This window comes from Streptomyces sp. DSM 120436, from assembly GCF_055778765.1.
Window position 1 is genome coordinate 1,174,631 of sequence record NZ_JBSKBS010000001.1, and the last position, 24,953, is coordinate 1,199,583.

General features: G+C 75.2%; 18 protein-coding genes, 1 tRNA gene, 1 other RNA gene and 2 pseudogenes. 10 read left to right on the forward strand and 12 right to left on the reverse strand.

Translation table 11 applies throughout. From position 1 onward, the window contains the following. Positions 1–14: 14 nt before the first annotated feature. The 6 genes from ACWH4W_RS05365 to ffs all read right to left on the reverse strand — a co-directional run bounded on the left by ACWH4W_RS05365 (position 15) and on the right by ffs (position 8,551). The gene (locus ACWH4W_RS05365) at positions 15–914 is read right to left on the reverse strand and encodes a phosphoribosylaminoimidazolesuccinocarboxamide synthase (protein WP_473074667.1); all 900 of its coding nucleotides are present in this window, start codon (positions 912–914) and stop codon (positions 15–17) included. A gap of 178 nt (positions 915–1,092) precedes the next feature. Continuing rightward, positions 1,093–2,469: a N,N-dimethylformamidase beta subunit family domain-containing protein gene (locus ACWH4W_RS05370; RefSeq protein WP_473074668.1), complete on the reverse strand. Its 1,377-nt coding sequence runs from the start codon at positions 2,467–2,469 to the stop codon at positions 1,093–1,095. A 242-nt stretch (positions 2,470–2,711) separates the two neighbouring features. Further along, on the reverse strand, positions 2,712–4,460 hold the full coding sequence (locus ACWH4W_RS05375) for a hypothetical protein (RefSeq protein WP_473074669.1): 1,749 nt from the start codon (positions 4,458–4,460) through the stop codon (positions 2,712–2,714). 319 nt (positions 4,461–4,779) lie between these two features. After that, a complete protein-coding gene (purD, locus tag ACWH4W_RS05380; protein ID WP_473074670.1) occupies positions 4,780–6,033 on the reverse strand; it encodes a phosphoribosylamine--glycine ligase in 1,254 nt (417 codons plus the stop codon). A gap of 139 nt (positions 6,034–6,172) precedes the next feature. Further along, entirely contained in the window at positions 6,173–8,404 is a 2,232-nt protein-coding gene (locus ACWH4W_RS05385) for a DNA polymerase III subunit gamma and tau (protein ID WP_473074671.1), read from the reverse strand. A 48-nt stretch (positions 8,405–8,452) separates the two neighbouring features. Beyond that, positions 8,453–8,551: signal recognition particle sRNA small type (gene ffs / locus ACWH4W_RS05390), an RNA gene on the reverse strand. A gap of 72 nt (positions 8,552–8,623) precedes the next feature. Between ffs and ACWH4W_RS05395 the strand changes: the two genes are divergently transcribed. From ACWH4W_RS05395 to ACWH4W_RS05415, 5 genes and pseudogenes are all read left to right on the forward strand, one after another. Continuing rightward, positions 8,624–8,711, forward strand: a tRNA-Ser gene (locus ACWH4W_RS05395). A gap of 151 nt (positions 8,712–8,862) precedes the next feature. Then, positions 8,863–10,334: pseudogene (locus ACWH4W_RS05400) on the forward strand (AAA family ATPase). Between the two features lie 445 nt (positions 10,335–10,779). Further along, positions 10,780–10,959: a hypothetical protein gene (locus ACWH4W_RS05405; protein WP_473074672.1), complete on the forward strand. Its 180-nt coding sequence runs from the start codon at positions 10,780–10,782 to the stop codon at positions 10,957–10,959. A 205-nt stretch (positions 10,960–11,164) separates the two neighbouring features. Beyond that, positions 11,165–13,603 carry a helicase C-terminal domain-containing protein gene (locus ACWH4W_RS05410; protein WP_473074673.1) on the forward strand — a complete coding sequence of 813 codons (2,439 nt, stop codon included), beginning with the start codon at positions 11,165–11,167 and terminating at the stop codon, positions 13,601–13,603. A gap of 249 nt (positions 13,604–13,852) precedes the next feature. Beyond that, positions 13,853–14,767 carry an ALF repeat-containing protein gene (locus ACWH4W_RS05415; RefSeq protein WP_473074674.1) on the forward strand — a complete coding sequence of 305 codons (915 nt, stop codon included), beginning with the start codon at positions 13,853–13,855 and terminating at the stop codon, positions 14,765–14,767. 442 nt (positions 14,768–15,209) lie between these two features. On the opposite strand, the gene ACWH4W_RS05420 is transcribed toward ACWH4W_RS05415, so the two are convergent. The 5 genes from ACWH4W_RS05420 to ACWH4W_RS05440 form a co-directional block, all read right to left on the reverse strand. Continuing rightward, positions 15,210–16,949: a copper resistance CopC/CopD family protein gene (locus ACWH4W_RS05420; protein WP_473077421.1), complete on the reverse strand. Its 1,740-nt coding sequence runs from the start codon at positions 16,947–16,949 to the stop codon at positions 15,210–15,212. 143 nt (positions 16,950–17,092) lie between these two features. Next, positions 17,093–17,863, reverse strand: coding sequence for an SDR family NAD(P)-dependent oxidoreductase (locus ACWH4W_RS05425; protein WP_473074675.1), 771 nt, complete (start codon positions 17,861–17,863; stop codon positions 17,093–17,095). Then, complete coding sequence (locus ACWH4W_RS05430; protein ID WP_473074676.1) at positions 17,860–18,339, reverse strand: cupin domain-containing protein; 480 nt, start codon at positions 18,337–18,339, stop codon at positions 17,860–17,862. Before ACWH4W_RS05430 ends, ACWH4W_RS05425 begins: the two co-directional genes overlap by 4 nt. After that, positions 18,336–18,944, reverse strand: coding sequence for a GNAT family N-acetyltransferase (locus ACWH4W_RS05435; RefSeq protein ID WP_473074677.1), 609 nt, complete (start codon positions 18,942–18,944; stop codon positions 18,336–18,338). Before ACWH4W_RS05435 ends, ACWH4W_RS05430 begins: the two co-directional genes overlap by 4 nt. Beyond that, positions 18,937–21,030: a penicillin acylase family protein gene (locus tag ACWH4W_RS05440; protein WP_473074678.1), complete on the reverse strand. Its 2,094-nt coding sequence runs from the start codon at positions 21,028–21,030 to the stop codon at positions 18,937–18,939. Before ACWH4W_RS05440 ends, ACWH4W_RS05435 begins: the two co-directional genes overlap by 8 nt. An 80-nt stretch (positions 21,031–21,110) precedes the next feature. Between ACWH4W_RS05440 and ACWH4W_RS05445 the strand changes: the two genes are divergently transcribed. From ACWH4W_RS05445 to ACWH4W_RS05460, 4 genes and pseudogenes are all read left to right on the forward strand, one after another. Next, positions 21,111–21,833 (forward strand): siderophore-interacting protein, encoded by a 723-nt coding sequence (locus tag ACWH4W_RS05445; RefSeq protein WP_473077422.1) that lies wholly within the window; start codon positions 21,111–21,113, stop codon positions 21,831–21,833. A gap of 42 nt (positions 21,834–21,875) precedes the next feature. Beyond that, a pseudogene (locus tag ACWH4W_RS05450) lies at positions 21,876–22,444 on the forward strand (HhH-GPD-type base excision DNA repair protein); the annotation flags it as partial. Positions 22,445–22,639: 195 nt separating this feature from the next. Next, the gene (locus ACWH4W_RS05455; RefSeq protein WP_004943146.1) at positions 22,640–22,936 is read left to right on the forward strand and encodes a type II toxin-antitoxin system VapB family antitoxin; all 297 of its coding nucleotides are present in this window, start codon (positions 22,640–22,642) and stop codon (positions 22,934–22,936) included. Between the two features lie 133 nt (positions 22,937–23,069). Further along, positions 23,070–23,693, forward strand: a complete 624-nt coding sequence (locus tag ACWH4W_RS05460) for a LytR C-terminal domain-containing protein (protein ID WP_473077423.1) — start codon at positions 23,070–23,072, stop codon at positions 23,691–23,693. Positions 23,694–23,740: 47 nt separating this feature from the next. Here ACWH4W_RS05460 and upp read toward each other — a convergent pair whose 3' ends face one another. After that, positions 23,741–24,376: a uracil phosphoribosyltransferase gene (upp, locus tag ACWH4W_RS05465; protein ID WP_106413497.1), complete on the reverse strand. Its 636-nt coding sequence runs from the start codon at positions 24,374–24,376 to the stop codon at positions 23,741–23,743. Between the two features lie 138 nt (positions 24,377–24,514). Between upp and ACWH4W_RS05470 the strand changes: the two genes are divergently transcribed. Further along, a complete protein-coding gene (locus ACWH4W_RS05470) occupies positions 24,515–24,763 on the forward strand; it encodes a hypothetical protein (RefSeq protein ID WP_473074679.1) in 249 nt (82 codons plus the stop codon). Positions 24,764–24,953: the final 190 nt, after the last annotated feature.

Consider the following 24,953-nt stretch of genomic DNA (forward strand, 5'->3'; position numbering starts at 1 on the left):
CCCCCGGCCCGCGTTCAGCTCCAGGTGGTGCCCGTCAGGCGCTCGTACGCCTCCACGTATTTCGCACGGGTGGCGTCCACGACCTGCTGCGGCAGCGGCGGCGGGGGCTGCTCGCTCTCACGGTCCCAGCCCGACTCGGCCGAGGTCAGCCAGTCACGGACGAACTGCTTGTCGTACGAGGGCTGCGCACGCCCCGGCTCCCACTGCTCGGCCGGCCAGAAACGGGACGAGTCCGGGGTGAGCACCTCGTCCGCGAGGACCAGGCCGTCCCCGTCGAAACCGAACTCGAACTTGGTGTCCGCGAGGATGATGCCCCGGTCCCGGGCGATGTCGCGGGCGCGGGAGTAGGCGGCGAGGGTGGCCTGGCGCAGCTGCGCCGCGGTGTCCGCGCCGACCTGGCGGGCGACCTCCTCGTAGGAGACGTTCTCGTCGTGCTCGCCGACGGCGGCCTTGGTGGCCGGGGTGAAGATGGGGGCGGGCAGCTCGGAGCCGTCGACCAGGCCCTCGGGCAGCGCCAGTCCGCAGACGGTCCGGCTCTCGTCGTACTCGACGAGGCCCGAGCCGGTGAGGTAGCCGCGGGCCACGCACTCCACCGGGACCATGTCCAGCGACTTGCAGACCAGGGTGCGGCCCGCCCAGTCCGCGGGGGCGCCGTCCGGGAGGTCCGTGCTCAGCACATGGTTGGGGAGCAGGTCGGCGAGCTGGTCGAACCACCACAGGGAGAGCTGGGTGAGCACCCGGCCCTTGTCCGGGATCTCGGTGGGCAGCACCCAGTCGTAGGCGGAGATGCGGTCGCTGGCGACCATCACGAGGTCGCCCGCCTCGTTCCGGTACAGCTCGCGCACCTTGCCGGTGTGCAGGTGCACCAGGCCCGGAACCTGCATCGGCTCGGGCTTGTCGACGAATCCGGACACGGTTCCTCCGCGTGGTTGAACAGAAGGGACGCCCGCGGCGCTCCCGGCTCCCGCGAAAGCTCCCGGAGGGCGGTGGCGGAGAGGGCCGGACGGTACGTCGATTCTTCCGTATGTGCGGGCGGGACGGCGGTCGGGGTGGTGCGGGCGGGTCCGGCGGGCGGGGGGCTCCCGCGCCCCGTCAGGCGCGTTCGCGGACGCGGTCGAGCAGGTTGGCGGTGGCCCGCTGGATCCGGGGATCGGCGTGCCCCGGCCGGTCGAGGGCCGGGGACCAGGCGAGCGTGCCCGAGGCGAAGACCCAGGCGCCGGACGGCGCGCGGTACAGGGAGGTCTCCTGGTGGCGCCGGACGCCCTGCCGGTCGTCGTACGGGGAGTGCGCGAGCAGGATCCGCTCGTCGTGGCCGGGCAGCGGGGTGCGCGGGTGGTAGCGGTCGGCCCCGCCCGCGACCATGCCGTCGAGGGCGTCGCCCTCGTGCGCGCCGGTCGCCTCCCACAGCCAGTGGCCGGCGTTGCGGACGATCAGCGGGCTCGGCTCCGGGACCGGACCGGCGTACTGGATGCCGAGCAGGTGCTGCTCCGCCCGGTCGTTCTCCCGCCACAGCGCGGGTCCGTCCCGGCCCCGGCGTCTCCCGCAGGTCAGCAGCCGGTCGGGGCCGGAAGGGGCGGGGGCCAGCTCGACCTGCCGGTGCAGGGTGCGGGCGGAGAGGAACACCAGCGAGGTGCCGTGGTCACGGGCGTCCTCCGCGGCCGTGCGCATCTCCGCCGTCCAGTACTCGTCCGGGCCGGGGAAGACCAGGCCCCGGTGGCGGGCCGGGTCGACACGGCCGGCGTGCAGGTCGCTGGCGGTGGCGTAGGCGAGGTCGTAGCCGTGGCGCTCCGCCCAGCGGATCACGTCGTAGGCGTGCCCGGCCTGCGGCGGGAGCCCGTCGCAGGCGTAGGGGCGGTCGAAGGTGACGGTGGTGACCGGGTCGGCCGCGTCGTGCCCGTCCGGGGCGGGGGCGAGGCTCGCGCCGGTGCGGCCGTCCGCCGCCGGGTACGGGTTGTACGCCTGCCAGGTGATGTCCGGCAGCACCAGCAGCAGGTCGGCCGCGCGGTCGTCGCGCACGGTGAACGGGACGTGCGCGCGGTGCCGCCCGTCCTCCGTGGCGAGCACGGCGACGTATGCGCCGACGCTCCAGTACGAGGGGACCGGCAGCCGCCAGGACCGCCACCAGTGGTGGCAGGAGACGGTGCGTCCGGCGGTGAGCGGCGGGAGCTGCGCCGTGCCGTGGAGACGGGGGCCGGTGGTCATCTCGGCGGCGCCCCGGCCGTCGTAGTGGCCGATGCGGTGGACGCTGACGCGGAACGGCCGGGGCGGGTCGACGGTCACGTGGAAGTCGATCGAGTCGCCGGGGGCCACGGCGGAGGCGGCGGCGAAGCCTTCGATGCGGCCCTCGCGGGCGGCACCGGTGTCGTTGCCGGAGGGGCGCTGCCACGGGAGGGCGACGGGTGCGAAGGGGTCGCTGCGGTCGGGTGCCGGTGACCCCGTCGTCGCGTGGCGGACCCGCTCCGGTCGCATGATCGTTCTCCCTCCCCTGAGCGTGGACGGCCCCAGCACATCACAATCCGCACGTGCGCCGTCACCGTTCGTCGCGGGTGCGCTGAAGTGGAGGAATGTACTCCGGGCGGGGCGGGTGGCTCCGACAGGGCGGAGCCCGCGGCGGTCGCGGCGGTCGCGGCGGTCGCGGCGGTCGCGGCGGTCGCGGCGGTCGCGGCGGTCGCGGCTACGGCTACGGCTACGGCTACGGCTACGGCTACGGCTCAGACGAGGCGTACGGGCTTCTCGGGGCGTATGCCCTGACGGGTGAGCCACTTCCGCAGGCCCGAGGGGTCGCCGTCCTCGATGAGGGTCAGCACCTGGGGCGGCAGGTCGGTGGCGCGGGCGCCGCCGACGAGGAGGGTGGGCCCGTCGAGCCAGTCGAGACCGGGCGTGGCGCCCACGGTGTCCATCGCCGCGCAGCAGACCATCGCCGTGATGTGGTCGGCGAGCAGTTCCCGTCCGGCGCGGGGCGGCTGGAGCGGGAAGAGGGGCAGCGCGCGGTCGTCGCGCAGGGGGTCGGGATCGGGTGCCGCGGTGCCCTGCGGACCGGCGGGGACGGCGGCCGCGGTGGCCTCCTCGCGGGCCAGTTCCGCCGTGAGGCGCGCGGCGAGAGCGGCGCTGTGGGGGGTGCCGCCGGCCAGGTCGTCCTCGTCCGGGGCGACGGCCGGCACGGGCGCCGGGGGCAGGTCCGGTGAGGCGGCCAGGTGGGTCAGGAGGCGGGCGAGGGTGGGGCCGTCGGGGGCCTGCGGATCCTCGTCCGCGGGCGGGACGCGGAGCCCGTCGAGCATCCGGTGCAGGCGGGCGGCGTCGGCACGCCACTTGCGGTCGACGACCTCCTCCGGGTAGTCGCCCCAGTGGACCGGCGCCCAGGCGGGGCCGGTCTCCGCGGGACCGCCGTGGAAGAGGCGGGCGGCGAGCAGGGAGGTGGCCTCGTCGACCGCGCCGGGCTCCTCCAGGAGGTCGCAGGCCGGACGCTCCCCGAGGCGCGAGGCGAACCCCTCGGCCAGCCGGTCCCTCCGGGACAGCTCGGTGAGGGCGGCGACCACGCCCGCGTTGAGCCGGGCGGGCCAGCGGCCCATCCGCCAGGCGGGCAGCGCCACCCGGGTCAGCAGCCGGTCCCAGCCCGCGTAGGCCAGACCGACCTGCTCCTGGGCGACGATCCGCAGCCCGTAGTCCACGGCCTTGGCACGCTCGGCCGCCGCGGCGGCGACCCCGCGCTCCATCTCGGCGGCGTGCACCCGGCTGCCGCGCAGCAGCAGGCGGGCCACCCAGCCGACCCCGGCGAACACCGCGCGGGAGACCGGCCCGCGGTCCGGCGCCGACGTCACGGCGACCGCGGCGTCCAGGCCCCGCACGAAGCGCCGGGCGGCGGCTATGTCCGGGTGCGCCGACGGCCCCGTGCCGGCGACGACCGGGGCGAGCAGGGCGCGCAGCTCGGCCACCCGCATCCACCACAGGAACGGCGAGCCGATGACCAGCACGGGCGCGGCGGGCGCGCGGCGCGCGGCCCGGCCCGCGTGCTCCTCGGGCGGCGGGGGTCCGTGCGCGGAGTGAGTGCGGTCCTCCAGCCAGCTGTCGCAGTCCGGGGTGAGCGCTATGGCGGACGGCGCGGGAACGCCGAGGCGGTCGGCGAGGTCCCGCACCATCCGGTACAGGTCCGGGGCCGCCTCCTCGGCGATCGGCACGGTGGGGCTGACGGCGGGCCGGGCGCGGGCGACGACCAGGGCGACACCGGCGGCGAGCAGCAGCACGAGCGCGGCGAGCGGCGTGAGGACGCGGCGGGCGAGGTCCCAGCCGGGGCCCGGCAGATGGCCCGTGGAACCGCCGGCGAGCAGGATCACCGCGGCGGCGGCCGGCAGCAGCGCCACGGCCAGCGCACGGCTGCGGACGCGCAGCACGGCCAGCGCACGGGCCCGCGCGCCCTGAGCACCTCGGGCGCCCGTCTCCGTCCCCGCTCCGCTCACGGTCATGGCCCGCCCTCACCCCCCTCCCGGCGCCTGACGCAGTCCTGGCTTGCCCATGCCCCCCACTGTGGCACCCGCCACTGACATCGCAATGCCGATGGGCCAAGTGCCGGAACGCTTGCGCGGCACCCTAGTTGGGGCCCCGGCCCCCGTCAGCCGGATGGCACATCGCTCACTCGATGGAATGGCTCTGGGGAAAGGTGGTCGACGGACGGCAAGGGTCAGGCCCCGGATCCTGGGGGATCCGGGGCCTGTGGGGCGGGTGAGGGCGCGACTGGGGCGACCTGGCCCCTCGCGGGGACCGCGCGCTGCTCACTCGCCCTGGTTACGCGTCCTGTGCCGCCTTCCGCGCGATGTCCGTACGGTGCTGGGAGCCGTCGAGCTTGATGCGGGCCACGGCCCGGTAGGCGCGGTCGCGGGCCTCGGTGAGGTCCTTGCCGGTCGCCGTCACGGACAGCACGCGCCCGCCCGCGCTGACGACCGTGTCGCCCTCGCGCCGGGTCCCGGCGTGCAGGACGTACGCGTGCGGGGCGTCCTGGGCGGCGACCTCGTCGAGGCCGGTGATCGGGTCGCCGGTGCGCGGGGCGCCGGGGTAGTTGTGCGAGGCGACGACCACGGTGACCGCGGCGTCGTCGCTCCAGCGGATCGGCTCCAGGTGGGCGAGGTTGCCGGTGGCGGCGGCCATCAGCAGCCCGGCCAGGGGCGTCTTCAGCCGGGCCAGCACCACCTGGGTCTCGGGGTCGCCGAACCGGGCGTTGAACTCGATCACGCGGACCCCGCGCGAGGTGATCGCCAGACCGGCGTAGAGCAGGCCGGAGAACGGCGTGCCGCGGCGGCGCATCTCGTCCACGGTCGGCTGCAGCACGGTCTCGACAACCTCGTCGACCAGTGTGGGGTCGGCCCACGGCAGCGGGGAGTACGCCCCCATGCCGCCGGTGTTCGGGCCCTCGTCGCCGTCCAGGGCGCGCTTGAAGTCCTGGGCGGGCTGGAGGGGCACGACGGTCTCGCCGTCGGTGATCGCGAAGAGGGAGACCTCGGGACCGTCGAGGTACTCCTCGACGACGACGCGCTCACAGCCGGCCGCGTGCGCACGGGCCGTCTCGAGGTCGCCGGTCACGACGACGCCCTTGCCGGCCGCGAGCCCGTCGTCCTTCACGACGTACGGGGCGCCGAACGCGCTGAGGGCCGCGTCGGCCTCGGCCGGGGTGGTGCACACGTAGGAGCGGGCGGTGGGCACGCCGGCCCCCGCCATGACGTCCTTCGCGAAGGCCTTGGAGCCCTCGAGCCGCGCGGCCTCCTTGGAGGGGCCGAAGACGGGGATGCCCGCCTCGCGCACGGCGTCGGCGACACCGGCGACGAGCGGCGCCTCGGGGCCGACCACCACGAGGTCCGCGCCCAGCCGCACGGCCAGCGCGGACACGGCGGCGCCGTCGAGGGCGTCGACCTGGTGCAGCTCGGCGACCTCGGCGATGCCGGCGTTGCCGGGCGCGCAGTGCAGCGCGGTGACATCGGGGTCGAGGGACAGGGAGTGGCACAGGGCGTGTTCGCGGGCGCCGCTGCCGATGACGAGGACCTTCACGGGGTCAGCCTAACGGCAGACGGCGGGCGCCTTTTGTGCGGGCTTCCGAAGGGGCGGGGAGGGGGCCGTCGTGCGTTCCTCCAAAACCCGGGCCGCCCGTCGGCGCTTGTGCGCGTGGCTCCGTGGGGCTCGGCGGGCCCTACTCGTTCGTGAACTCCTCGACGACCGTCGCGCCCAGCTCGCGGACGAGGAGCTCCTGCCCGGAGAGGGCGGACTCGTCCAGGTCGGGGTCGTCGTCCTCCGGGATGTCGTCCTCGGGCGACACCGGAGGGGGCGGCTCCGGGGCGGCCGGCCGGGACGGGGCGGCCGGGGCGGGCGCCGAGGGGGCGGGTGACGGAGGCGTGGGGGCCGCCGCCGGAGGGGCGGGGGGACGACGGGTGTCGCCGCCGCCGGGTGCTCCGTATCCGCCGCCGCCGGGTGCTCCGTATCCGCCGCCGCTGCGGCCACCGGACGGGCCGTCCGTCAGGCCGGACGCTCCCGGGCCGCCACCGCCGGACGGGTCGACGACCGCCTCGATCTTCCACTGCACGTGGAACTGCTCGGCCAGCGCCTGACGCAGCACGTCCTCGCTGCCGCTGCTGAGGAAGTTGTCCCGGGCGCCCGCGTTCACGAAGCCGAGCTGGAGGGTGGTGCCGTCGAAGCCCGTCACCTGGGCGTTCTGGCTGAGCAGGATCCAGGTGAAGCGGCGGCGGTTCTTGACCGTCTCCAGGATGTTCGGCCAGAGCATGCGGGGGTCGAGACCGCCGCTCGGGGGCGTGGCGGGCGCCGAAGGTGTCGGCGGAGGCGGGGGTGCCGAGGGGGCGCTGGGCGGTGCCGGCTGCGTCCGGTCGGCGCCGCCGCCCGCCGGGACGGCCGTGGGCCAGCCGCCGGGACGCCTGCCCGTACCGGCGCCCGTGCCGCCGCCGGCGGGGGTGGCGGCGGGCCAGGCGCCGGGGGCAGGAGCGGGGGGTGCCGACGGGGCGGGCACCGGTGCGGCGGCCGCCGGGGGAGCCTGCGGAGCGGCAGGGGGCGGCGCCGGAGCCAGAGCCTGGGCCGGAGGAGGCGTGGACGCGGGCGTCGCCTGCGCCTGCGCCCGTACGGCCGCGCGGGCCGCGGCGGGACCACCGCCGGGTTCGACGGCGCCCACGGGCGGAGCTCCGGCCCCATGGGCCTCGGGACCGGGGACGTACCCCATGGCGGGCGCGCCGGCGGCCGGACCGCCCGCCGAGAACTGCACCCCGCGCTCGATGCGGTCCAGCCGGGCCATGACCGAGCGCTCGTCGCCGTACGCGGCGGGCAGCAGGACGCGCGCGCAGATCAGCTCCAGCTGGAGCCGGGGCGAGGTGGCGCCGCGCATCTCGGTGAGGCCCTCGTTGACGATGTCGGCGGCGCGGCTGAGCTCGGCGGGCCCGAAGGTGTCGGCCTGCGCCTGCATGCGCTCCAGGACGTCGGCGGGGGCGTCGATGAGGCCCTTGTCGGCGGCGTCGGGGACGGCGGCGAGGATGACCAGGTCACGCAGCCGCTCCAGCAGGTCGGCGACGAACCGGCGCGGGTCGTTGCCGCCCTCGATCACCCGGTCGACGACCTCGAAGGCGGCCGCGCCGTCACCGGTCGCGAACGCCTCGACGACGGAGTCGAGCAGCGAACCGTCCGTGTACCCCAGCAGGGAGGTGGCCATGGCGTACGTCACGCCCTCCTCCCCCGCACCGGCGAGCAGCTGGTCCATGACGGACATCGAGTCACGCACGGAACCGGCGCCGGCCCGCACCACCAGCGGCAGCACGCCCTCCTCGACGGCGATGCCCTCCTTCTGGCACACCTCGCCGAGGTACTCGCGCAGGGTGCCGGGCGGCACCAGCCGGAACGGGTAGTGGTGCGTCCGGGAGCGGATGGTCCCGAGGACCTTCTCGGGCTCGGTGGTCGCGAAGATGAACTTCAGGTGCTCCGGCGGCTCCTCGACGACCTTGAGCAGAGCGTTGAAACCGGCCGACGTGACCATGTGGGCCTCGTCGATGATGTAGATCTTGTAGCGGCTGGACGCGGGCCCGAAGAACGCCTTCTCCCGCAGGTCACGGGCGTCGTCCACACCGCCGTGGGACGCGGCGTCGATCTCGATGACGTCGATCGAGCCGGGGCCGTTGCGCGCGAGGTCGCGGCAGGACTGGCAGGTGCCGCACGGGGTCGGGGTGGGTCCCTGCTCGCAGTTCAGGCACCGCGCGAGGATCCGCGCGCTGGTCGTCTTGCCGCAGCCGCGGGGTCCGCTGAAGAGGTACGCGTGATTGACCCGGTTGTTCCGCAGCGCCTGCTGCAGCGGGTCGGTGACATGCTCCTGCCCGATGACCTCGGCGAAGGACTCGGGTCGGTAGCGGCGGTACAGCGCGAGAGACGACACGCCTACGAGGTTATAGGCGCGCACCGACAACCGGACCGGCCGCCGGGGAACGCAAGCGCCCCCCACGCACCCGCCAGAGCCAACCTACCCTTGCTGCCTTCCGGCCCTGGGGGAGTTCAGTCAGATAGCGCCGCGTGAGGGGCTACGCAGAGGCTACCTCATCACCCGGGGCGGGAACGAGTTCGCGAGCACTCCTCTCGGTCATGTAATGTTTCCGGCGGAGGATTCGCCTAGAGGCCTAGGGCGCACGCTTGGAAAGCGTGTTGGGGGCAACCCCTCACGAGTTCGAATCTCGTATCCTCCGCCAGTGCCTCACCGGGCACGATGTCGAAGGGCCCCACCGCTTGCGGTGGGGCCCTTCGACGTTGTGCGACCCGGTGGCCGCCAGGTCGTCCCCATCCGTCGTACGGAGACAGAGGTGTGTTGCACGGAAGCGTGCTTCTCTCTCCGGAGAAGCCGTGGACAAGCCTGCTGAGATGTTCGACCGGGACCACGAGTGGTCGGCGCTGAGGCGGTTCCTCACCGATGCGCAGCCGGGCGCGACCCTCGGCGTGGTCTCCGGGCGGCTCCGCCAGGGGAAGACGTTCCTGCTGGACGCTGCCTGCCGGGCTTCCGGAGGGTTCTCCTTCGGTGCGACCGAAGCCGCCGACGCCGAGTCGCTGCGACGCATCAGCAGCGCGCTGACCGCCCACGTCCGCCCTGCCAGTCCGTTCCACTTCACCGACTGGGCGGAAGCCGTCGACGCGCTGCTCGCCCTCGGTTCCGAGCGGCCCGTCCCGGTCGTGATCGACGAGTTTCCCTGCCTCGCCAAGGCCGACCCGGAGCTGCCCTCGATCCTCCAGGAGGCGCTGCGACCGCTGCGTGACCAACGCACCGGCTCCCGAACCAGGCTGCTGCTGTGCGGCTCGGCGCTCTCCTTCCTGGGGCGGCTGCTGTCGGGCAGCGCCCCGCTGCGCGGACGGGCCGGGCTGGAGTTGGCCGTCCGTCCGCTCGACCACCGCCTGGCCGCCGAGTTCTGGGGCATTGCCGACCTTCGCCCGGCGCTGAAGGTGAACGCGACCGTGGGCGGCACACCCGCCTACCGGCGCGAGTTCGCGCGCGGAGGCGCCCCCGCAGGACCGGACGACTTCGACGGCTGGGTCGTCCGTACCGGTCTCAAGCCCGAGACCCCCTCCTCCGCGAGGCCCGCTACCTGCTCGCCGAAGAACCCGGTCCCCGCGACACCTCCCTGTACCTGTCCGTTCTGGGCGCCGTGGCCGACGGAAACACCACCCGCGGGGGGCATGGCCGGCTATTGGGACGCAAGGCCACTGACATCGCGCACCCCATCAACGTCCTCGAGGACGCGGGACTGCTGCACCGTGACGCCGACGTGTTCCGCGACAACCGGCCCACGTACCGCATCGCCGAGCCGCTGATCGGCTTCTGCCACGCGATCATGCGCCCGGTCCGGGACCAGCTCGAACGTCCCGGCAGCGCGCCACGGGTCTGGCAGGCCAGCCGCCGGCGCTTCGTCAGCGACGTCCTCGGACCTCGTCTCGAACAGGTCTGTCGCGCATGGGCCCTCCACCACGCCGACCCCGACCTCCTGGGTGGCCTGCCCGCCCGCGTCGGGCACGGCGTGGTCCACGGTCCCAAGGCCCGCATCGGCCATGAGGCCGACGTGGCGGTGATCGGCGTCGCCGACGGCGGAGAACCTCCGCTCCTGCCCATCGGTGAGGCCAAGTGGGACGACGCCACGGGCATGGCCCGCATCGATCGCCTCCGGCACATCCGCGATCTCGTCACCCAGGCCGGACGCTACGACACGAGCAGCACCCGGCTCATCTGCTTCAGCGGAGCAGGGTCCGACGACAAGGCACACGCCGTTGCCGAGGCCGGGGCCGATGTCCGGCTGATCGACCTGGCGGCCCTCTACGGCCGTGTCTGACGCCTGGCGCCGCCTTTCCCCGGTCGGCGCCCGAACGGTCCCTTCCCGGCCGGTCACAGTTCTGGTCTCGCTCGGTCCCGCCCGTGCCCGTCCGGACGGACTCGACGCACGCGGAGCGATCTTCTCCGCGCCCGGCGGGCTCCCTCGCGCCCGCCTGTCACCGACGACGGCTGGAGCATGGCCGACCCCGGCGCAGGCACGCCGCATCCGGACGCGGAAGGACGCCGGCCTGAGAGGTGCGCGCCTGGTCATCCGGGGGGCAAGGCCCTCCGGAGCAGTCCGGCTGACCAACAAGGGCGCAGCTCCGGCAGGGGTTGCGGTGCTGACCCGCACCGCGTTCATGCCCGGCGTGCTGTCGGGGAACCCCGCAGTCCACGGAAGGGGTGGAGCGCATGCGCTCCGCTTCGTGCGTGCGGGTCGCACGCCTACTCGAAGGATGTTCTTGATGACGCTGACCATGCTCGTGCTCGCCGTGGTGGTCGCCGTTCTGACGCTCCTCCTGGCCTCGGCGCCCGGTGTGCTGGTGTTCTGGCGCCCCACCCTGACGGCGCCGGTCCACACCGCGGTGAGCAGCGTTTCGGCGATGCCGGCGCTGGTGGCCGTGCTGGTGGCCGTCACCCGATGACGTGGTGGCCGTCACCCGATGACGGTCGGGGAAGTCCGAGCGCCAGGTCACGTCGGACGGGTGACGCGAACCGCGAGCCGCCGGCGCCCGCTGGGCGACCTGCCCCGTAGGACACCCGCTGATCACGGGAGTACGCCATTCTTGAACCCGGTGCCGGGACTCCGGCCCGCTGCGACACTCCCTGGCGCGACGAGGTGCACACCGCGTGAAGTCCCGATCAACGCTGACGACTTGGCTGAGCGGCCTCGACGGCTCCCGTCTGACACGCGTGCTCGAAGCTCGAAGGGACGCCATGTCCCCGCCGGCGCCACGGTCGTTGGGGGAACTGGCGGACCGTCTTCAGCGCCCCGGGTCGGTGGCGCTGGTCCTGCCCCGGCTCGCGTTGCCGCATCTCCAGGTGGCCGAGGCGCTGGCGGCGCTGGAAACGCCCGCGTCGCGTGAAGCCCTGGCCGGGCTGCTGGGGGTGGCGGACGACGAGACCGCCCGCCGACTGGACGCCGTGCTGGGAGAGCTGGCCGATCACGCTCTGGTCTGGCCGGACGGCGCGGGGAAGCTCCGTACGGCCGGACCGCTGCGGCAGGCATGGGACGCGCCCCTGGGCCTGGACGCGCCGCTGGAGCAGTTGCTCGCCGGCGTGACCTCCGACGAGCTGCGCGGCATGCTGGTGACGCTGGGCGTCAAGCCGCCGGGCGCCAAGGCGCAGCGACTGGCCGCACTGGTGGAACACCACAGCACCGCGGAACAGGTTCTCGCGGTGGTCGCGCAAGCCCCCGCGGCGGCCCGGGAGCTGCTCGAACGCCACGCGGGGGACGGGCCGGAACAGCAGCCGCGGTTCCTCGTGTTCGACACTCCCGGTCCCGGCCTCGAACAGGGCGCCCGGTGGGCACTGGACCGAGGGCTCCTGATCCAGGACCGTCACGGCTACGGTCCGGTCCGTATGCCGGCCGAGGTGGCGCTCGCGCTGCGCGGGCCCGGCTGGCACGCTCCGTTCGACCCCGTCCCGCCTGCCGTGCCAACGGCGTCCGTCACCCGGCGGGAGGTGGACCGCGAGGCGTCCGCCGCGGCCACGGTGTTCGCGTCCCGTGCCGCCTCGGTCCTGTCGGTCTGCTCGGCGACCGCGCCGGTTCGGCTGAAGTCCGGCGGGGTCGGTGCGCGTGAACTGGCCCGGATCGGCAAGGCCGCCCAGGCCGACGACGCCGTCGTGCGCCTTGTTCTGGAGACCGCGTACGCCGCCGGGCTCCTGGGGCCGGACGGTGATCGCGTGGCGCCGACCGAGGCGTACGACGCCTGGGCCCAGCAGGAACCCCCGGAGCAGTTCTCGGTACTGCTCCAGGCATGGCGGAACCTGCCGCTCACCCCGACGCAGGCGCGTGACGAGGACGGCAAGGCGCTCCCCGCTCTCGCCGGAGCACCGCCCTGCCGTGCCTGCCTGCGGGCGCGCCACGGGCTGCTGGCCGCGGCCGCGGAGCTGCCGGCAGGGCAGGGCGCGACGGTCACGTCGGACCTGGGGCCCCTGATCGCCTGGTACCGCCCGCTCGCCCACGCACCGCTCCCGGACGCGGCACCGTTCGCCCTCGTCATCCGTGAGGCCGAGATCCTCGGCGTACTCGCGCGCGGCGCCCTCTCCGCCTTCGGCATCCACCTGGGGGCCGACGACCCGGAGGGAGTGGACATCGAGTGCCGGCGGCTGCTGCCCTCGGCCACCGCGACGGCACGGATCGGCGCCGACCTCACCGCCGTCGTCACCGGCACACCGTCCGCGCGGCTGGCCTCGCTCCTGGACTCCGTGGCGGACCGGGAGACCAGCGGCACGGCATCGGTGTGGCGGTTCAGCGCCGGCAGCATCCGCCGGGCGCTGGACGCCGGCCGTGTCCCCGACGCCATCGCCGCCGACCTGGCCGCCGTCGCCGCCGGGCCGCTGCCGCAGCCGCTGTCGTACCTGATCGCCGACACCGCACGGGGCCACGGACGCGTACGCGTCGCCCCCGCAGCCTGCGTCCTCCACGGCGACGAGCCCGCGCTCCTGGCGGAACTCGCCGCCCACCGCAGGCTCGCCAAGCTGGGGCTACGGCAGCTGGCGCCGACGGTGCTGGTCAGCCGCAGCCCGCTCGATGCGACGGTCGCCGCGCTCCGGGCCGAGGGATACGCCCCCGTCGCCGAGACCGCCGAAGGCACGGTACGGATCGAGAGGACCCGGCCTCAGCGGGCCGCCGCTCCTGTGCCGGCTCCGCGCCGCACGGACGCGGGGGGCGGTGGCCGAGCCGCTGCCCCAGGCGCGGCGAGGGCAGCCGCCGCGGTGGACCCGGGCACCCTGGCGGCCCAGTTGCTGAAGGCCCCGCCGACGCCTCCCGCACCCGCGCCGCTCCACGGAGGACCGGCCTTCGCCACGGACACCGAGGAGATCGTCGCGGGGTACGCGAAGCACCTGCCGTACAGCGACGTCCGTCAGCTCGCCCATGCCATCGACACCGGTGAACCCCTCACCGTCGAGTACGTCGCCGCCTCGGGGAACAGGACCGTACGCACCCTCAGCAGCCTCATGCTCGACCCGCCCTACCTCGAAGCCTGGTGCCACCTGCGCGACGACGAACGCGTCTTCACCCTCTCCCGCATCCAGAGCGTCATGAGCCCCGTGCTCGAGTGAGACCGGAGCCGCTCGACACCGTCACCGGGGGTCCACTCCGCCGGAGCGGGGCCGGAGCCTGTGCGCGGAGGAGACCCCCGATCAGTGGTCAGCGCTCCCCCGATCACCCGCGAACTCCCGGACGGGCATGCGGAGAACGTGTGCGGGGCGGCAAGCAGCACGCGCGGAAAACTGCCCGGTTCCGGCAGTGAGACCGGCGGCGCTCTCAGCGATGATCACGGTGTCCGCACTCGAACAGGAGGCACATTCGTGAGACAGCACCGCGCAGGTTTGCTCGTCGTGGCCACGGCCCTGGCCCCGGCCCTCCTTCTCACCACCCCGGCCTTCGCCGGCCCGGCGGCCGCACCTGCCACCGCGACGACCGCGACGACCGCGACGGTCTCGTCCGAGACTCCGGTGGACGAGATGTCGGAGGACGAGCTGCGTGCCGCGATCAACGCGATCCTGACGGACGAGGACAGCGGCAGGGGCGTCACCGAGGCAGCCACCCGGGCCCTCGACGGCACCGTCGACGACATGCGCGCCTTCCTGAGGACCGGCCACCGGCTCGCCCAGGCCGAGGACGACCGGGTCGCCATCGCCAGGATCCTGCACACGGCACAGCAGAACGGCGACAAGCGGGTCATCGCGGAGATCAACGCTCTCCTCGACCGCAACGTTCCCGAGGAACTCCGCGAGTGGCTGGAGACCGGCTACCCGCTCGCCCAGGCCGAGGACGACCGGGTCGCCATCGCCAGGATCCTGCACACGGCACAGCAGAACGGCGACAAGCGGGTCATCGCGGAGATCAACGCTCTCCTCGACCGCAACGTTCCCGAGGAACTCCGCGAGTGGCTGGAGACCGGCTACCCGCTCGCCCAGGCCGAGGACGACCGGGTCGCCATCGCCAGGATCCTGCACACGGCACAGCAGAACGGCGACAAGCGGGTGATCAAGGAGATCAACGCTCTCCTCGACCGCAACGTTCCCGAGGAACTCCGCGAGTGGCTGGAGACCGGCTACCCGCTCGCCCAGGCCGAGGACGACCGGGTCGCGCTCTTCACCCTCCTCGGCACGGCGCAGAAGAACGGCGACACGAAACTGGTCCAGGAGATCAACGGCCTGCTCGACCGCATGGACGCGGACGAGATACGCGCCTGGCTGACGGCCTACCGGGCCGCCTGACCGCCGGGCGCCGGCAGTCCGGAGCAGTCGGCCCCGCTCGTGGCGGACTCCACGGCGGGGCCGACCGCTGCGCCCTTCCGGTCAGGGCGGGTCGCGCCACGCGTGCGTCCGTGCGGTGCGGCTCGCGCCCGCGGGCGTCCGAGGGCGGAAAGGGAGATGAGCAGACCGAAGGACCGTGAGCTCATGGGCCGGAAGCGCCACTCGCTGAGCATCACCGCCGGTGTGAGTGGGGCGGACGCCGGGCCCCGCGATGCTCGCGCGGTCGCGGACCTGACCGCAGAAGTGCGCCAGGGTGCGCAGCACACCGCGCCGCTCGTCCTTCCCGAGCCTCCCCGGGCCCTCGGAACCACTCGGCCTCCTCGGCCTCCTCGGCCCCCTCGGCCATCGGTCTGAGGCCCTGCGCCCGTTCGTCGGCCTCTCGCCCGGACCGCCTGCCGCCCCGTCACCGCGTGATCCGCACCCCCCGCGCCTCCGTCACCTGGTCGATGTCCGAGACGCGGACCGTCAGTCTCATCGTCCAGGTGCCCTCCAGGGGGAGGGTGAGGTCGTTGGTGGCCCAGTAGCCGCCCCGGTCGGTGAGCTTCGCGTCGATGGGGCCGACGTCCTCGGACGGGAGGGTGAAGGTGACGCGGAGTTCGGGGACGAAGGTCAGGGCGCCCTGGGGGCCGAAGACCACCGCCTGGAGGCCGTTCTCGCCGACCCGGCCCGGGTCCATCGTCACCTGGACCGTGCCGCTGCCGCCGGGCGTCCCCGTGTCGTAGGGGACCGTGAACGCCTCCGCGCCGGGCAGGCCCGCCACCTGCGGCTCGGGCGCCTTCGCGGCCTCCGCCTGCGCCCTGGAGGGCAGGGTGCCGGTCAGCACCGTGGTGACCAGCAGGACGGCCACCGCCACCACCACCTCCGCGAGGACGGAGCGGCGCAGGGCGCGGCGGTGGAGGGCTTCCGGTCCGGCCGTCACGGTCGTGGTCCCCGGCTCGGGGGACGGGCCGGGCGCGCCCGCCGGTTCGGGTACGCGTTCCCCGACCGCCGCCGGCCGTGCCGACAGGGTCGTCCAGCGGCGGGACAGGGCCGCCGCGAGCAGCAGGAACACCGTCGCGGCCAGCTTCACGGTGAGGGTGCGGCCGTACGCCGTCTCCGTGAGGGCGGACCAGGAGCCGAGGCCGCGCCAGGACTGGTAGACGCCGGTGACGACGAGGACCGTCACCGACGTGAACGCCAGGCGGGAGAAGCGGGCCACCGTGCCGTGCGGCGCCGGGGTCTTCGCGCGGTGGAGCGTGAGCAGGAGGGCCGCCAGGCCGCCGAGCCAGCACGCCATGGCCAGCAGGTGCAGCACCGACGAGGTCATGGCGACCGGGACCTGGATGCCGGCCGAGGCGTGTTCGGCCGACGCCCAGGTCAGGGCCAGGGCGAGGGAGAGGGCCGCGCCCGCCGTCACGCGGGTGCGCGGGGAGCGGCGGCGGAGGACGGGGAGGAGCAGGGCGGCTGTCAGGAGGAGGGCCAGACGGGTGAGGAGGGCCAGGCCGGGGCGGGCGGTGAGCGTGTCGGGGAACGACGAGAGGTCCAGCGCGGTCGCCGGGGACGTGCCCTTCTCGTAGGGGGCGCGCAGGACGAGCAGCGCGGCCGTCGTCACCAGCAGGGTCCACCAGCCGAACAGCAGCGGCGCCCGCAGCGGGCCCGTGTCCGGCGGGCGGCACAGTGCCGCGAAGGCCGCCGTGCCGATGAGCAGCGCGGCCGCGAGGTAGGCGAGGTAGCGGCCGGTGTCGTAGAGGCTCTTGGTGACCGGGTGTTCGGCGTGGTCCTCGGGGGCCGGGGGCGGGGTGGGGGACGGCCTGCCGAGGGAGAAGGTGAAGGCGCCGGAGACGGGGTGGCTGTCCGCCGAGACCACGCGCCACGCCACGGTGTACGTGCCCTCGTCGAGGTCCGGGGGGAGCGCGGCGCGGGCGGTGTCGGCGGCGCCGGCCGCGTGCCGGGGCTCCTCCAGGGGCACGCGGCGGTTGTCGGGGCCGTAGACCCGGAAGGAGTCCTCGAGCAGGCCCACGGACTCGGTGAACGTCAGGGTGATGTGGGTGGGCGCCGTCCTGACGACGCTCCCCTCCTCCGGGTCGCTGGCGCGCAGGGCCGCGTGGGCGCTCGCCGGGGCCGCGCCGGCGAGGAGGAGGACCAGCAGGGCGCCCAGCGGCACCAGGGCCCGGAGCAGCCGGCCTCCGCCCCGGTCGCCCGCCGTCCCGTCGCGCCGTCGCTCCACGTCGTCCCCGCCTCCCGGCCGTTCGCCTCCCAGGGGGTACGGACGGAAGGCGTGCTCCGCTCAACGCGGCGGGGACGTCGTCACCAGGTCGGGCGGGACGTGGCCCCTCCGTCGACCACCAGGTCGTGGCCGGTCACCCAGGACGCGAGCGGGGAGGCCAGGAACACACAGGCGTCGCCGACGTCCTCCGGGCGGCCGAGGCGGCCCACGGCGGACGCCTCCCGCCAGCGCCGTGCGCCCTCCGGCCAGGCGTCCGCCAGGCCCTCCCGGTCGATCAGGCCGGGCGAGACCGTGTTGACGCGCACGCCCCACGGGCCGTACTCCAGCGCCGCCGAGCGGGCGTGCGCCACCACCGCGGCCTTGGACGCGCCGTAGTGGGCGTGGCCGGGGGCGGGGAAGCGGGCCTCGACCGAGGCGATGTGGGTGACGGAGCCGCCGCCCTGGTCGCGCATCAGCCGTGCCGCCGCCTGGGTGCAGGCGAAGACGGCGGTGAGGTTGGTGTCCACGACCGCGCGCCACTCGGCCGCCGTCGTCCCGGCGAGCTCCTGGACGGGCTGGACGCCGGCGTTGTTGACCAGCGCGGTGAGCCGGCCGCCGAACCGTTCGGCGGCCTCGGCGACCAGGCGGTGGCAGGCGTCCTCGTCGGTGAGGTCGGCCCGCAGGACGACGGCCCTGCCGCCCGCGTCCCGGACGGCGCTCGCCGTCTCCCGCGCCGACGCGACGGAGGTACGGCAGTGCAGAGCGACGGCCGCGCCCTCCTCGGCGAGCCGGCGAACGATGCCCCCGCCGATGCCGCCGCCCGCGCCGGTGACCAGGGCGACCTGCCCGTGCAGCAGTCCCCGGACGCTCATGGGCGGCTCAGCTCCGCGACGAGGTCCGCCCGGTCCGGGTGGCGGGCCGTCAGTTCGGCCGGGTCGCCGTGCTCGTAGCCCTCGTAGGTGAAGCCGGGGGCCATGGTGCAGCCGAACAGCGTCCAGGAGCCGCCGTCCGCGACCCGGGCGCCCATCCAGGTGCCGGCGGGGACGGTGAGCTGGACGTGCTGGCCGCCGAGGACGTCGGGGCCGAGCACCGGGGTGCTGCTGGTGCCGTCGGGGGCGAGCAGCAGCATCCGCAGCGGGTCGCCGAGGTAGTGGTGCCAGGTCTCGTCCGCGGGCAGCCGGTGCAGGGCGGAGAAGTCACCGGGCTCGCTGGTGAGCAGGGCGACGACGGCGGTGCCCTCGGGGCGGCCGTCGGGCCGGACGGGACCGGCCCAGGTCTGCCGGAACCGGCCCCCCTCACGGGAGATCGGCTCCAGCCGGTAGTGGGCGACGAGGTCGTCGGGGGTCACCTGCCGAAGGCTACCTCGCGGGTGAGGAAAGCGAGTTGTGCCCGCTTCTGCGGGAGGCGCACGTCCGGCAGGTCGACCTCCGGCAGCACCACCCGGGGTCCGGCGGTGAAGCCCTGCTTCACGAAGCGGGCGATCGCCTTCTCGTTGCCGGCGTCCGGGTCGACGACGATCCGCCGCTTGTCCAGGGCCACCAGGAGGTACGTGACGACGGCGGTCGCCAGTCCCGCGGTCCAGCCGGAGCGGGTCCCGCCCGGTTCCGGGGGCGCGAGCAGCAGGTGCACGCCGATGTCGCCCGGCCGGACGTCGTAGCACTCGCCGACCCGGTCGGCCTCCGGCTCGTAGGTCTGGAGCAGCGCGGCCGGGACGCCGTCCTTGACGAGGAGGTACGCGTGGTGGGTGTCGAGGGTCCCCATGTGCGCGTAGATCTCGGCGACCCGCTCCACGGTGAGGCCGTTCATGCCCCAGAACACGGCGCGTTCCTCGCCCACCCAGCGGTGCAGCAGGGGGGCGTCGGCGGCCGGGTCGAGCGGCAGGACGCGCACCGCGCCGAAGCCGTCGACCGTCTGCTCGTGGACGGCCGGGCGGGAGACGTACGGGTCAGACATCGGTCTCCTTCGTCAGCTGCGCCCAGTCGGTGACGACCGGGACCAGGTCTCCGGCGAGCCACAGCGGCTGCTGGTCGCGGTGGTGGGGCGAGCCGGGGCGGCCCGAGGCGCCGTGCGGCACCACCCAGCGGCTGTCCTCGCGCCGGGCCAGGTCCCAGACGTAACGGGCGGCGGGCCCGCGGGCGGCGAGGTCGGTGACGCCGGGCACGGCGGAGGTGCACAGCACGCAGTCGTGGTCGCCGGACAGGCCGGGCTCCTCCTGCGGCGCCTCGGGCGGCAGGGCCCGCCAGGGCGCGAGGCGGTGGGTGTCGCCCCAGACGCCGGCGGGCGGCACGGCGGCCGTCTCCTCCAGCGCCGCGCGGACGACGGCCGGGCGGTCGATGCCGAACAGGTCCCGCGCCGCCAGCAGGTGTTCGAGCGCGTACCCGATGCGCGGGACCAGGGCGAGCCAGGGGCGGAAGACCTCCGGGTACGGGGGCGGGGCCGCGGCCGCCGCGAGGGCGGGCTCGGCGGCGAGCCGGCGGACGACCGCACTACGCAGGGCCGCGAAGGCCGCCGCGTCGGCGCTGCCGGCGTCCATGTGCCGGTCCCAGGCCAGCAGCCGCTCGCGCAGGGCGGCGGCGGGACCGGTGAGGTCCGGTGCGCCGAGTGCGGCCAGGCGGTCCAGGAGGGGAGCGGCGGAGGCGAGGCGGGTGTCGGTGTGGAGCGCGGCCATGTCGGCGGCCGACCAGCGGCGCCGCCCCGCGAGCAGTGCGGTGATCCGGTCGGCGCGGTGCGGCGGGGCGAACTCCACGCCGAGCGGAGCCGCGGGGCCGCGCTGGTTGGCCATCACGGCGACGCCGTCGTCGAGTCCGGCGCGCGGCGCCTCGTGCCAGCCCCGCCACTCGTGGCCGGGCTCCCACGCGGGCACCGGGCGGACGCGGTTGGCGTCGGAGCGGACGGGGACGCGGCCGGCCACGCGGTGCAGGGTGCCGCCCTCGGTGTCGGCGGCCAGGACGACGTTGACGGGCTCGGCCCACAGGTCGGCGGCGCGGTCGACGTCGGCGACGCGGCGGGCCCGCAGCAGCGGCAGCAGGGCGCCGAAGCCGAGGTCGGCGGTGACGCGGGGCGGGTGGCGCAGGGCGACGGCGAGCGGGGGCCCGTCCGGCTCCGGCACCCCGCCGTCCAGGCCCTCGGGGCCGCCGATGACGACGGGCCCGCGGTCGGTCTCGACGACCTCCACCTCGACCGGCTCCTCGCCCGCCACCTCGACGGTCTCGATGTGCCGGGCGGCCCGCCGCCAGCTCCCGTCCGGGCCGAGCGCCTCGACGCCGGCGCCGGTGCGGCGCAGCCGCTCGCGGTAGAGGTCCTGGTAGTCGGCCATGGCGTTGGTGATGGCCCAGGCGACCGTGCCGGTGTGGCCGAAGTGGGCGATGCCGGGGACGCCGGGCACGGCGAGGCCGACGACGTCGAACTCCGGGCAGGACAGACGTATCTGCTGGTAGACGCCGGGGTCTTCGATGAAGCGGTGCGGGTCGCCGGCGAGGACCGCCTGTCCGGTGACCGTGCGCTCCCCCGCGACCAGCCAGCCGTTGCTGCCGGAGGTGCCGGGGCCGTCGGTGGCGAACAGGCCCACGGCGTCCGCCCCGAGGCGCGCGGCGACGTGGTCGCGCCACAGCTTGGCGGGGAACCCGGCGAAGAGGAGGTGCGCGGACAGCCACACGGCCAGCGGCGTCCACGGCTCCCAGCGGCCGGGGAGGAGACCGGCGCGGGCGAATTCGGGGGCGTCGTGCCCGTCCAGGCCCTGGTTGACGCCGGTGACGTACGCCCGGATCCAGTCGGCGGTCTCCGGGTCGCGCTCCTCCAGGCGGGCGAGGCAGCGGCGGGCCGTGTCGGCCACCCGGGCGCGCCGGGCCAGCACGTCCCAGGGCAGCGCCTCCGCGCCGAGGAAGGAGGCCGAGGTGCCCTGGGCGCGGTGCCGCTCCACCTCGATCTGCCAGCCGCGGTCGAGCGCGGTCACCAGCCCTTGGACGCGGGCGAGTTCGCGCGCGTCGTCGGCCCGCAGATGGGGAACCCCCCAGGGGTCCCGGAAGATCGCACCGGACACTGTGCCCCCACTTCCTTTTAGGTTAGGCTCCCCTAAGTTACCGTGACGTGGCGGCATCGTACGCGAAGGGGGAGGACGCGATGGGGCAGGGGCGGGGTTGGGAGGGCGCGGTCCTCAGACTGCTGCGCGCCAAGGACTTCGAGTTCACCGTGACGGGCGCCGAGGACGTCACCGCCGACTACCGGCGGGTGACCTTCACCGACGGCGGGATGCTGGCGACGACCGGCGTCCACCCCACGATGTGGGTACGGCTGTGGTTCGACAACGCGGGCAAGCCGCACCAGCGCGCGTACACGCTGGTCGACCCGGACCTGGAGGCCGGCACCTTCGCCCTGGAGTTCGCGCTGCACGAGGGCCGCGCCAGCGACTGGGCGCGGGCGGCGAAGCCCGGGGACACCATCGAGGCGACCGTGCAGGGCACCGGCTTCGAGCACCCCGACCCGGCCCCGTCGCACGTCTGCGTGGTCGGCGACCCGGCCTCGCTGCCGGCCGTCAACTCCCTGCTGGGCGCCCTGGGCGACACCCCGGCGACCATCTGGTTCGAGGGCTCCCTGGAGGGACTGCCCTGCGTGGCCGACCCCGCGCGGCACGAGGTGCGCGAGGTCCCCCGGCGGGACGCGGGCGCGGCGCTGGTGGACCGCGTCCGCGCCGAACTGCCGGACCTGCTGAGGTCCCACGCCGACCCGTACGTGTGGATCGCCTGTGACACGGCGACCACCCGCACGCTGGGCGCGTTCGTGCGCAAGGACCTGGGCCTCGCCAAGCAGCGGGTGCAGGCGCTGGGGTACTGGCGCGCGAGCTGACCCGCGCCGCGCGCCCGACGGGCGACGCGCGACCACCGGGGCGTGGACGTCACGCCGCGCCTCGCCCGGAACCTCGACGCCGGCCGGCCGCCGGGCCGCAGCCCGCCCGCCGCGCCGACCGGGAGGCCGCCGGACCGGCGGATCCCGGTGGAGGGGGCGTTCAAGGGCCCGGCGACGCTCACGCGGCGGCCCGGCGCGGACGCCCTCGCCACGCACGAGATCGACGCGCACGCCCCGGAGGCGTTCGCCGCGCCGCTCCCCGGGAAGCCCGCGGTGCACCGCTGCCCGGGTTCGACGGCCGGCCGTGTCCAGCAGTTGTGCCGGTACCCCGTCGAGCACCACGGCGGTGACGCCGAGGTGGTCCGGCGGGGCGCGGCGGGCGGCCGCGAGCTGCTGAAGCGGCTCCAGGACCTGCCCGGGTCCGGCAAGCGGGAGGCGCAGGTCCTCCTCGCCCTGCCGGGCGAGCGGCCCGGCGTCCGGCCCACGGGCCGGCGGGAGGCGGCCGGGGCGTACGGCGAGGAGGAGCCCTTCCGCTCCGTCGCGGGCATCACGGGCCCGGAGCCCCGGCGAAGGCGCGGGCGCACGAGCAGGAGAGGAAGGCGGCGGCGAAGAAGCCGGGGGCGTGCCCGGCGGGCCGGCGCCGCACCGGGGGCGGGCATGCGGGCCGAACGGCGGCGGACCGGGCGGCCGGAGAGGGCACGCGGCGGGGGCGCGGACCGTTTTCCGACGGTTTCGGGCGGCTTTTGCGGCGGCGCACTGCGTCACCATGGCTGCGCCCGGAACGTCTCGACCGGTAGGCTTTCCGTGTGATCTTCAAGCGCATCGGAAACGGCCGGCCGTACCCCGACCACGGCCGGGAGAGCACCCGGCAGTGGGCGGACGTGGCGCCGCGCCCGGTCCGCCTCGATCAGCTCGTGACGACCAAGCAGCAGCTCGACCTCGAGACCCTCCTGGCCGAGGACTCGACCTTCTACGGCGACCTCTTCGCGCACGTCGTGAAGTGGCAGGGCGACCTGTACCTCGAGGACGGACTGCACCGCGCGGTGCGTGCGGCGCTCCAGCAGCGCCAGGTGCTGCACGCGCGCGTCCTCGAACTCGACTGACGCCCCGTCGAACCCCCTGGCGGCCCGGTTTGGCCCTTTCGAGTCGGACTGCACCCAGTCGAATGATCATCTAGTAGGCATAGCAGCCCGGGCGCACTACGCTGCGCCCATGAGCATGCTCACTCCACCCGGCATGGGCGGCCAGTACCGCATCACGGGTGACAAGTACCCGCGGATGCGCCGGCCCCGGCGGCGCGGCAGGCTCGTCGTGCTGAGCGTGGCCTCCGCCGCCCTGCTCGGCGTGGGCGGCTGGGGCACGCTGCAACTCATCGACGTGTTCACCGGCGGCGGCGACTCCGCCTCCGCGGCCGGCACCAAGGCCGCCTGCGTCCCCGCGGCGAAGCCGTCGGCCAACACCGTGGGGGCCGCCAAGCCGCTGCTGCGCCCCCATACGATCACCGTCAACGTGCTCAACGCCACGACCCGCAGCGGGCTCGCCCAGAAGACCGCCGACGAGCTGAAGAAGCGCGGCTTCCGGATCGGCGAGGTGGCCAACGCGCCGGCGGCGTACGACAAGAAGGTCAAGGGCGCCGGCGTGCTGCTCGGTCCCGCCACCGCGCTGGACACGGCGCTGCCGGTGCTGGGCGCCCAGCTGGCCGGCGCCGAGCGGCGCACCGACCCGGCCCGCAAGGGCGCCGAGCTCGACCTGATCATCGGCGACGCGTTCCGGGGCCTGACGGCGAAGGCGGACGCCGACAAGGCGCTGACCGTACTGGCCAACCCCGAGCCGACGCCCGCCTCGAAGAAGAACTGCTGAGCGGGTCCCGCCCCGAGCGGAGCCCGCGGGGGCGGTGAGGCGCGGAGCTACTCCGCGGCCCCGTACATCCGGTCGCCCGCGTCGCCGAGGCCGGGCACGATGTAGCCCTGCTCGTCGAGGCGCTCGTCCACGGACGCCGTCACGACCGTCACCGGCGTGCCGGCCAGCTCGCGCTCCATGACCTCGACGCCCTCCGGCGCGGCCAGCAGCACCACGGCGGTCACGTCGTCCGCGCCGCGCTCGATCAGCTCCCGGATGGCCGCGACGAGCGTGCCGCCGGTCGCGAGCATCGGGTCCAGGACGTACACCTGACGCCCGGAGAGGTCCTCCGGCATCCGGGTGGCGTACGTCGAGGCCTGCAGCGTCTCCTCGTTGCGGATCATGCCGAGGAAGCCCACCTCGGCGGTCGGCAGCAGCCGGACCATGCCGTCCAGCATGCCGAGGCCGGCCCGCAGGATCGGCACCACCAGGGGGCGGGGGTGGGACAGCTTCACGCCCGTGGTCCGCGCCACCGGCGTCTGGATGTCGACCTGTTCGGTGCGCACGTCGCGCGTGGCCTCGTAGGCGAGCAGGGTGACCAGCTCGTCGGCGAGGCGGCGGAAGGTCGCGGAGTCGGTGCGCTGGTCGCGCAGCGTGGTGAGCTTGTGGGCGACCAGGGGGTGGTCGACGACGTGGAGACGCATGGCCTCAACCCTAACCGGGACGCGGAGGGGCCGGCGTCCCCGTGCGGGGCGGGGGGCTGGGGCCCTCGCCACTCCTTCGCTGGCGTCAAACCGCCCGGTCGGGGGAAGGTGGGAGGGACGGACTGGGGTGATGACGCAATGTCTGAGCAGGAGGATCGCGGGAATCCGTCGGCCGGCGCGCGCCGTGCCCCCGGCGCGGCCGGGGCCGGTGAGGGCGCCGCCGGCATCGGGGACGAGGTCGACTGGGAGGCCGAGCGCCGGCGGCGGCGGGCACGGTTCCTGCGGGAGCTGGCGGAGGCGCGGGCGCTGCGGGACCGGGTGCAGCCGCGGCGGGCGAAGGCGGCGCGGCTGCGGCACGCGATGCGGATGCGGACGTTTCGCTGGTAGCGGGGTTTCGGCGGTACCGGCGCCGGTACCGTCCGGGGCTGCGCAGCCCCGGCGCTCGCGGGGCGCCGGGGCGTCCGCCCCCTTCTCACTCCCGGCCGCGGGGAGGGTCGCCCGTGCCCGCGGCCGGCGGCGGGCACGACACGCCACGTCCGCCAGGCGGGCGTACGGAATCGGCGGCTCGCCGGCCCGC

Coding starts and splice junctions, on each gene's coding strand:
- ACWH4W_RS05425 (WP_473074675.1), bottom strand. CDS start 17,863: ATGAGCGTCCGGGGACTGCTGCACGGGCAGGTCGCCCTGGTCACCGGC.
- ACWH4W_RS05470 (WP_473074679.1), top strand. CDS start 24,515: ATGTCTGAGCAGGAGGATCGCGGGAATCCGTCGGCCGGCGCGCGCCGT.
- ACWH4W_RS05375 (WP_473074669.1), bottom strand. CDS start 4,460: ATGACCGTGAGCGGAGCGGGGACGGAGACGGGCGCCCGAGGTGCTCAG.
- ACWH4W_RS05460 (WP_473077423.1), top strand. CDS start 23,070: ATGGGCGGCCAGTACCGCATCACGGGTGACAAGTACCCGCGGATGCGC.
- ACWH4W_RS05435 (WP_473074677.1), bottom strand. CDS start 18,944: ATGTCTGACCCGTACGTCTCCCGCCCGGCCGTCCACGAGCAGACGGTC.
- ACWH4W_RS05405 (WP_473074672.1), top strand. CDS start 10,780: ATGACGCTGACCATGCTCGTGCTCGCCGTGGTGGTCGCCGTTCTGACG.
- upp (WP_106413497.1), bottom strand. CDS start 24,376: ATGCGTCTCCACGTCGTCGACCACCCCCTGGTCGCCCACAAGCTCACC.
- ACWH4W_RS05445 (WP_473077422.1), top strand. CDS start 21,111: ATGGGGCAGGGGCGGGGTTGGGAGGGCGCGGTCCTCAGACTGCTGCGC.
- ACWH4W_RS05370 (WP_473074668.1), bottom strand. CDS start 2,469: ATGCGACCGGAGCGGGTCCGCCACGCGACGACGGGGTCACCGGCACCC.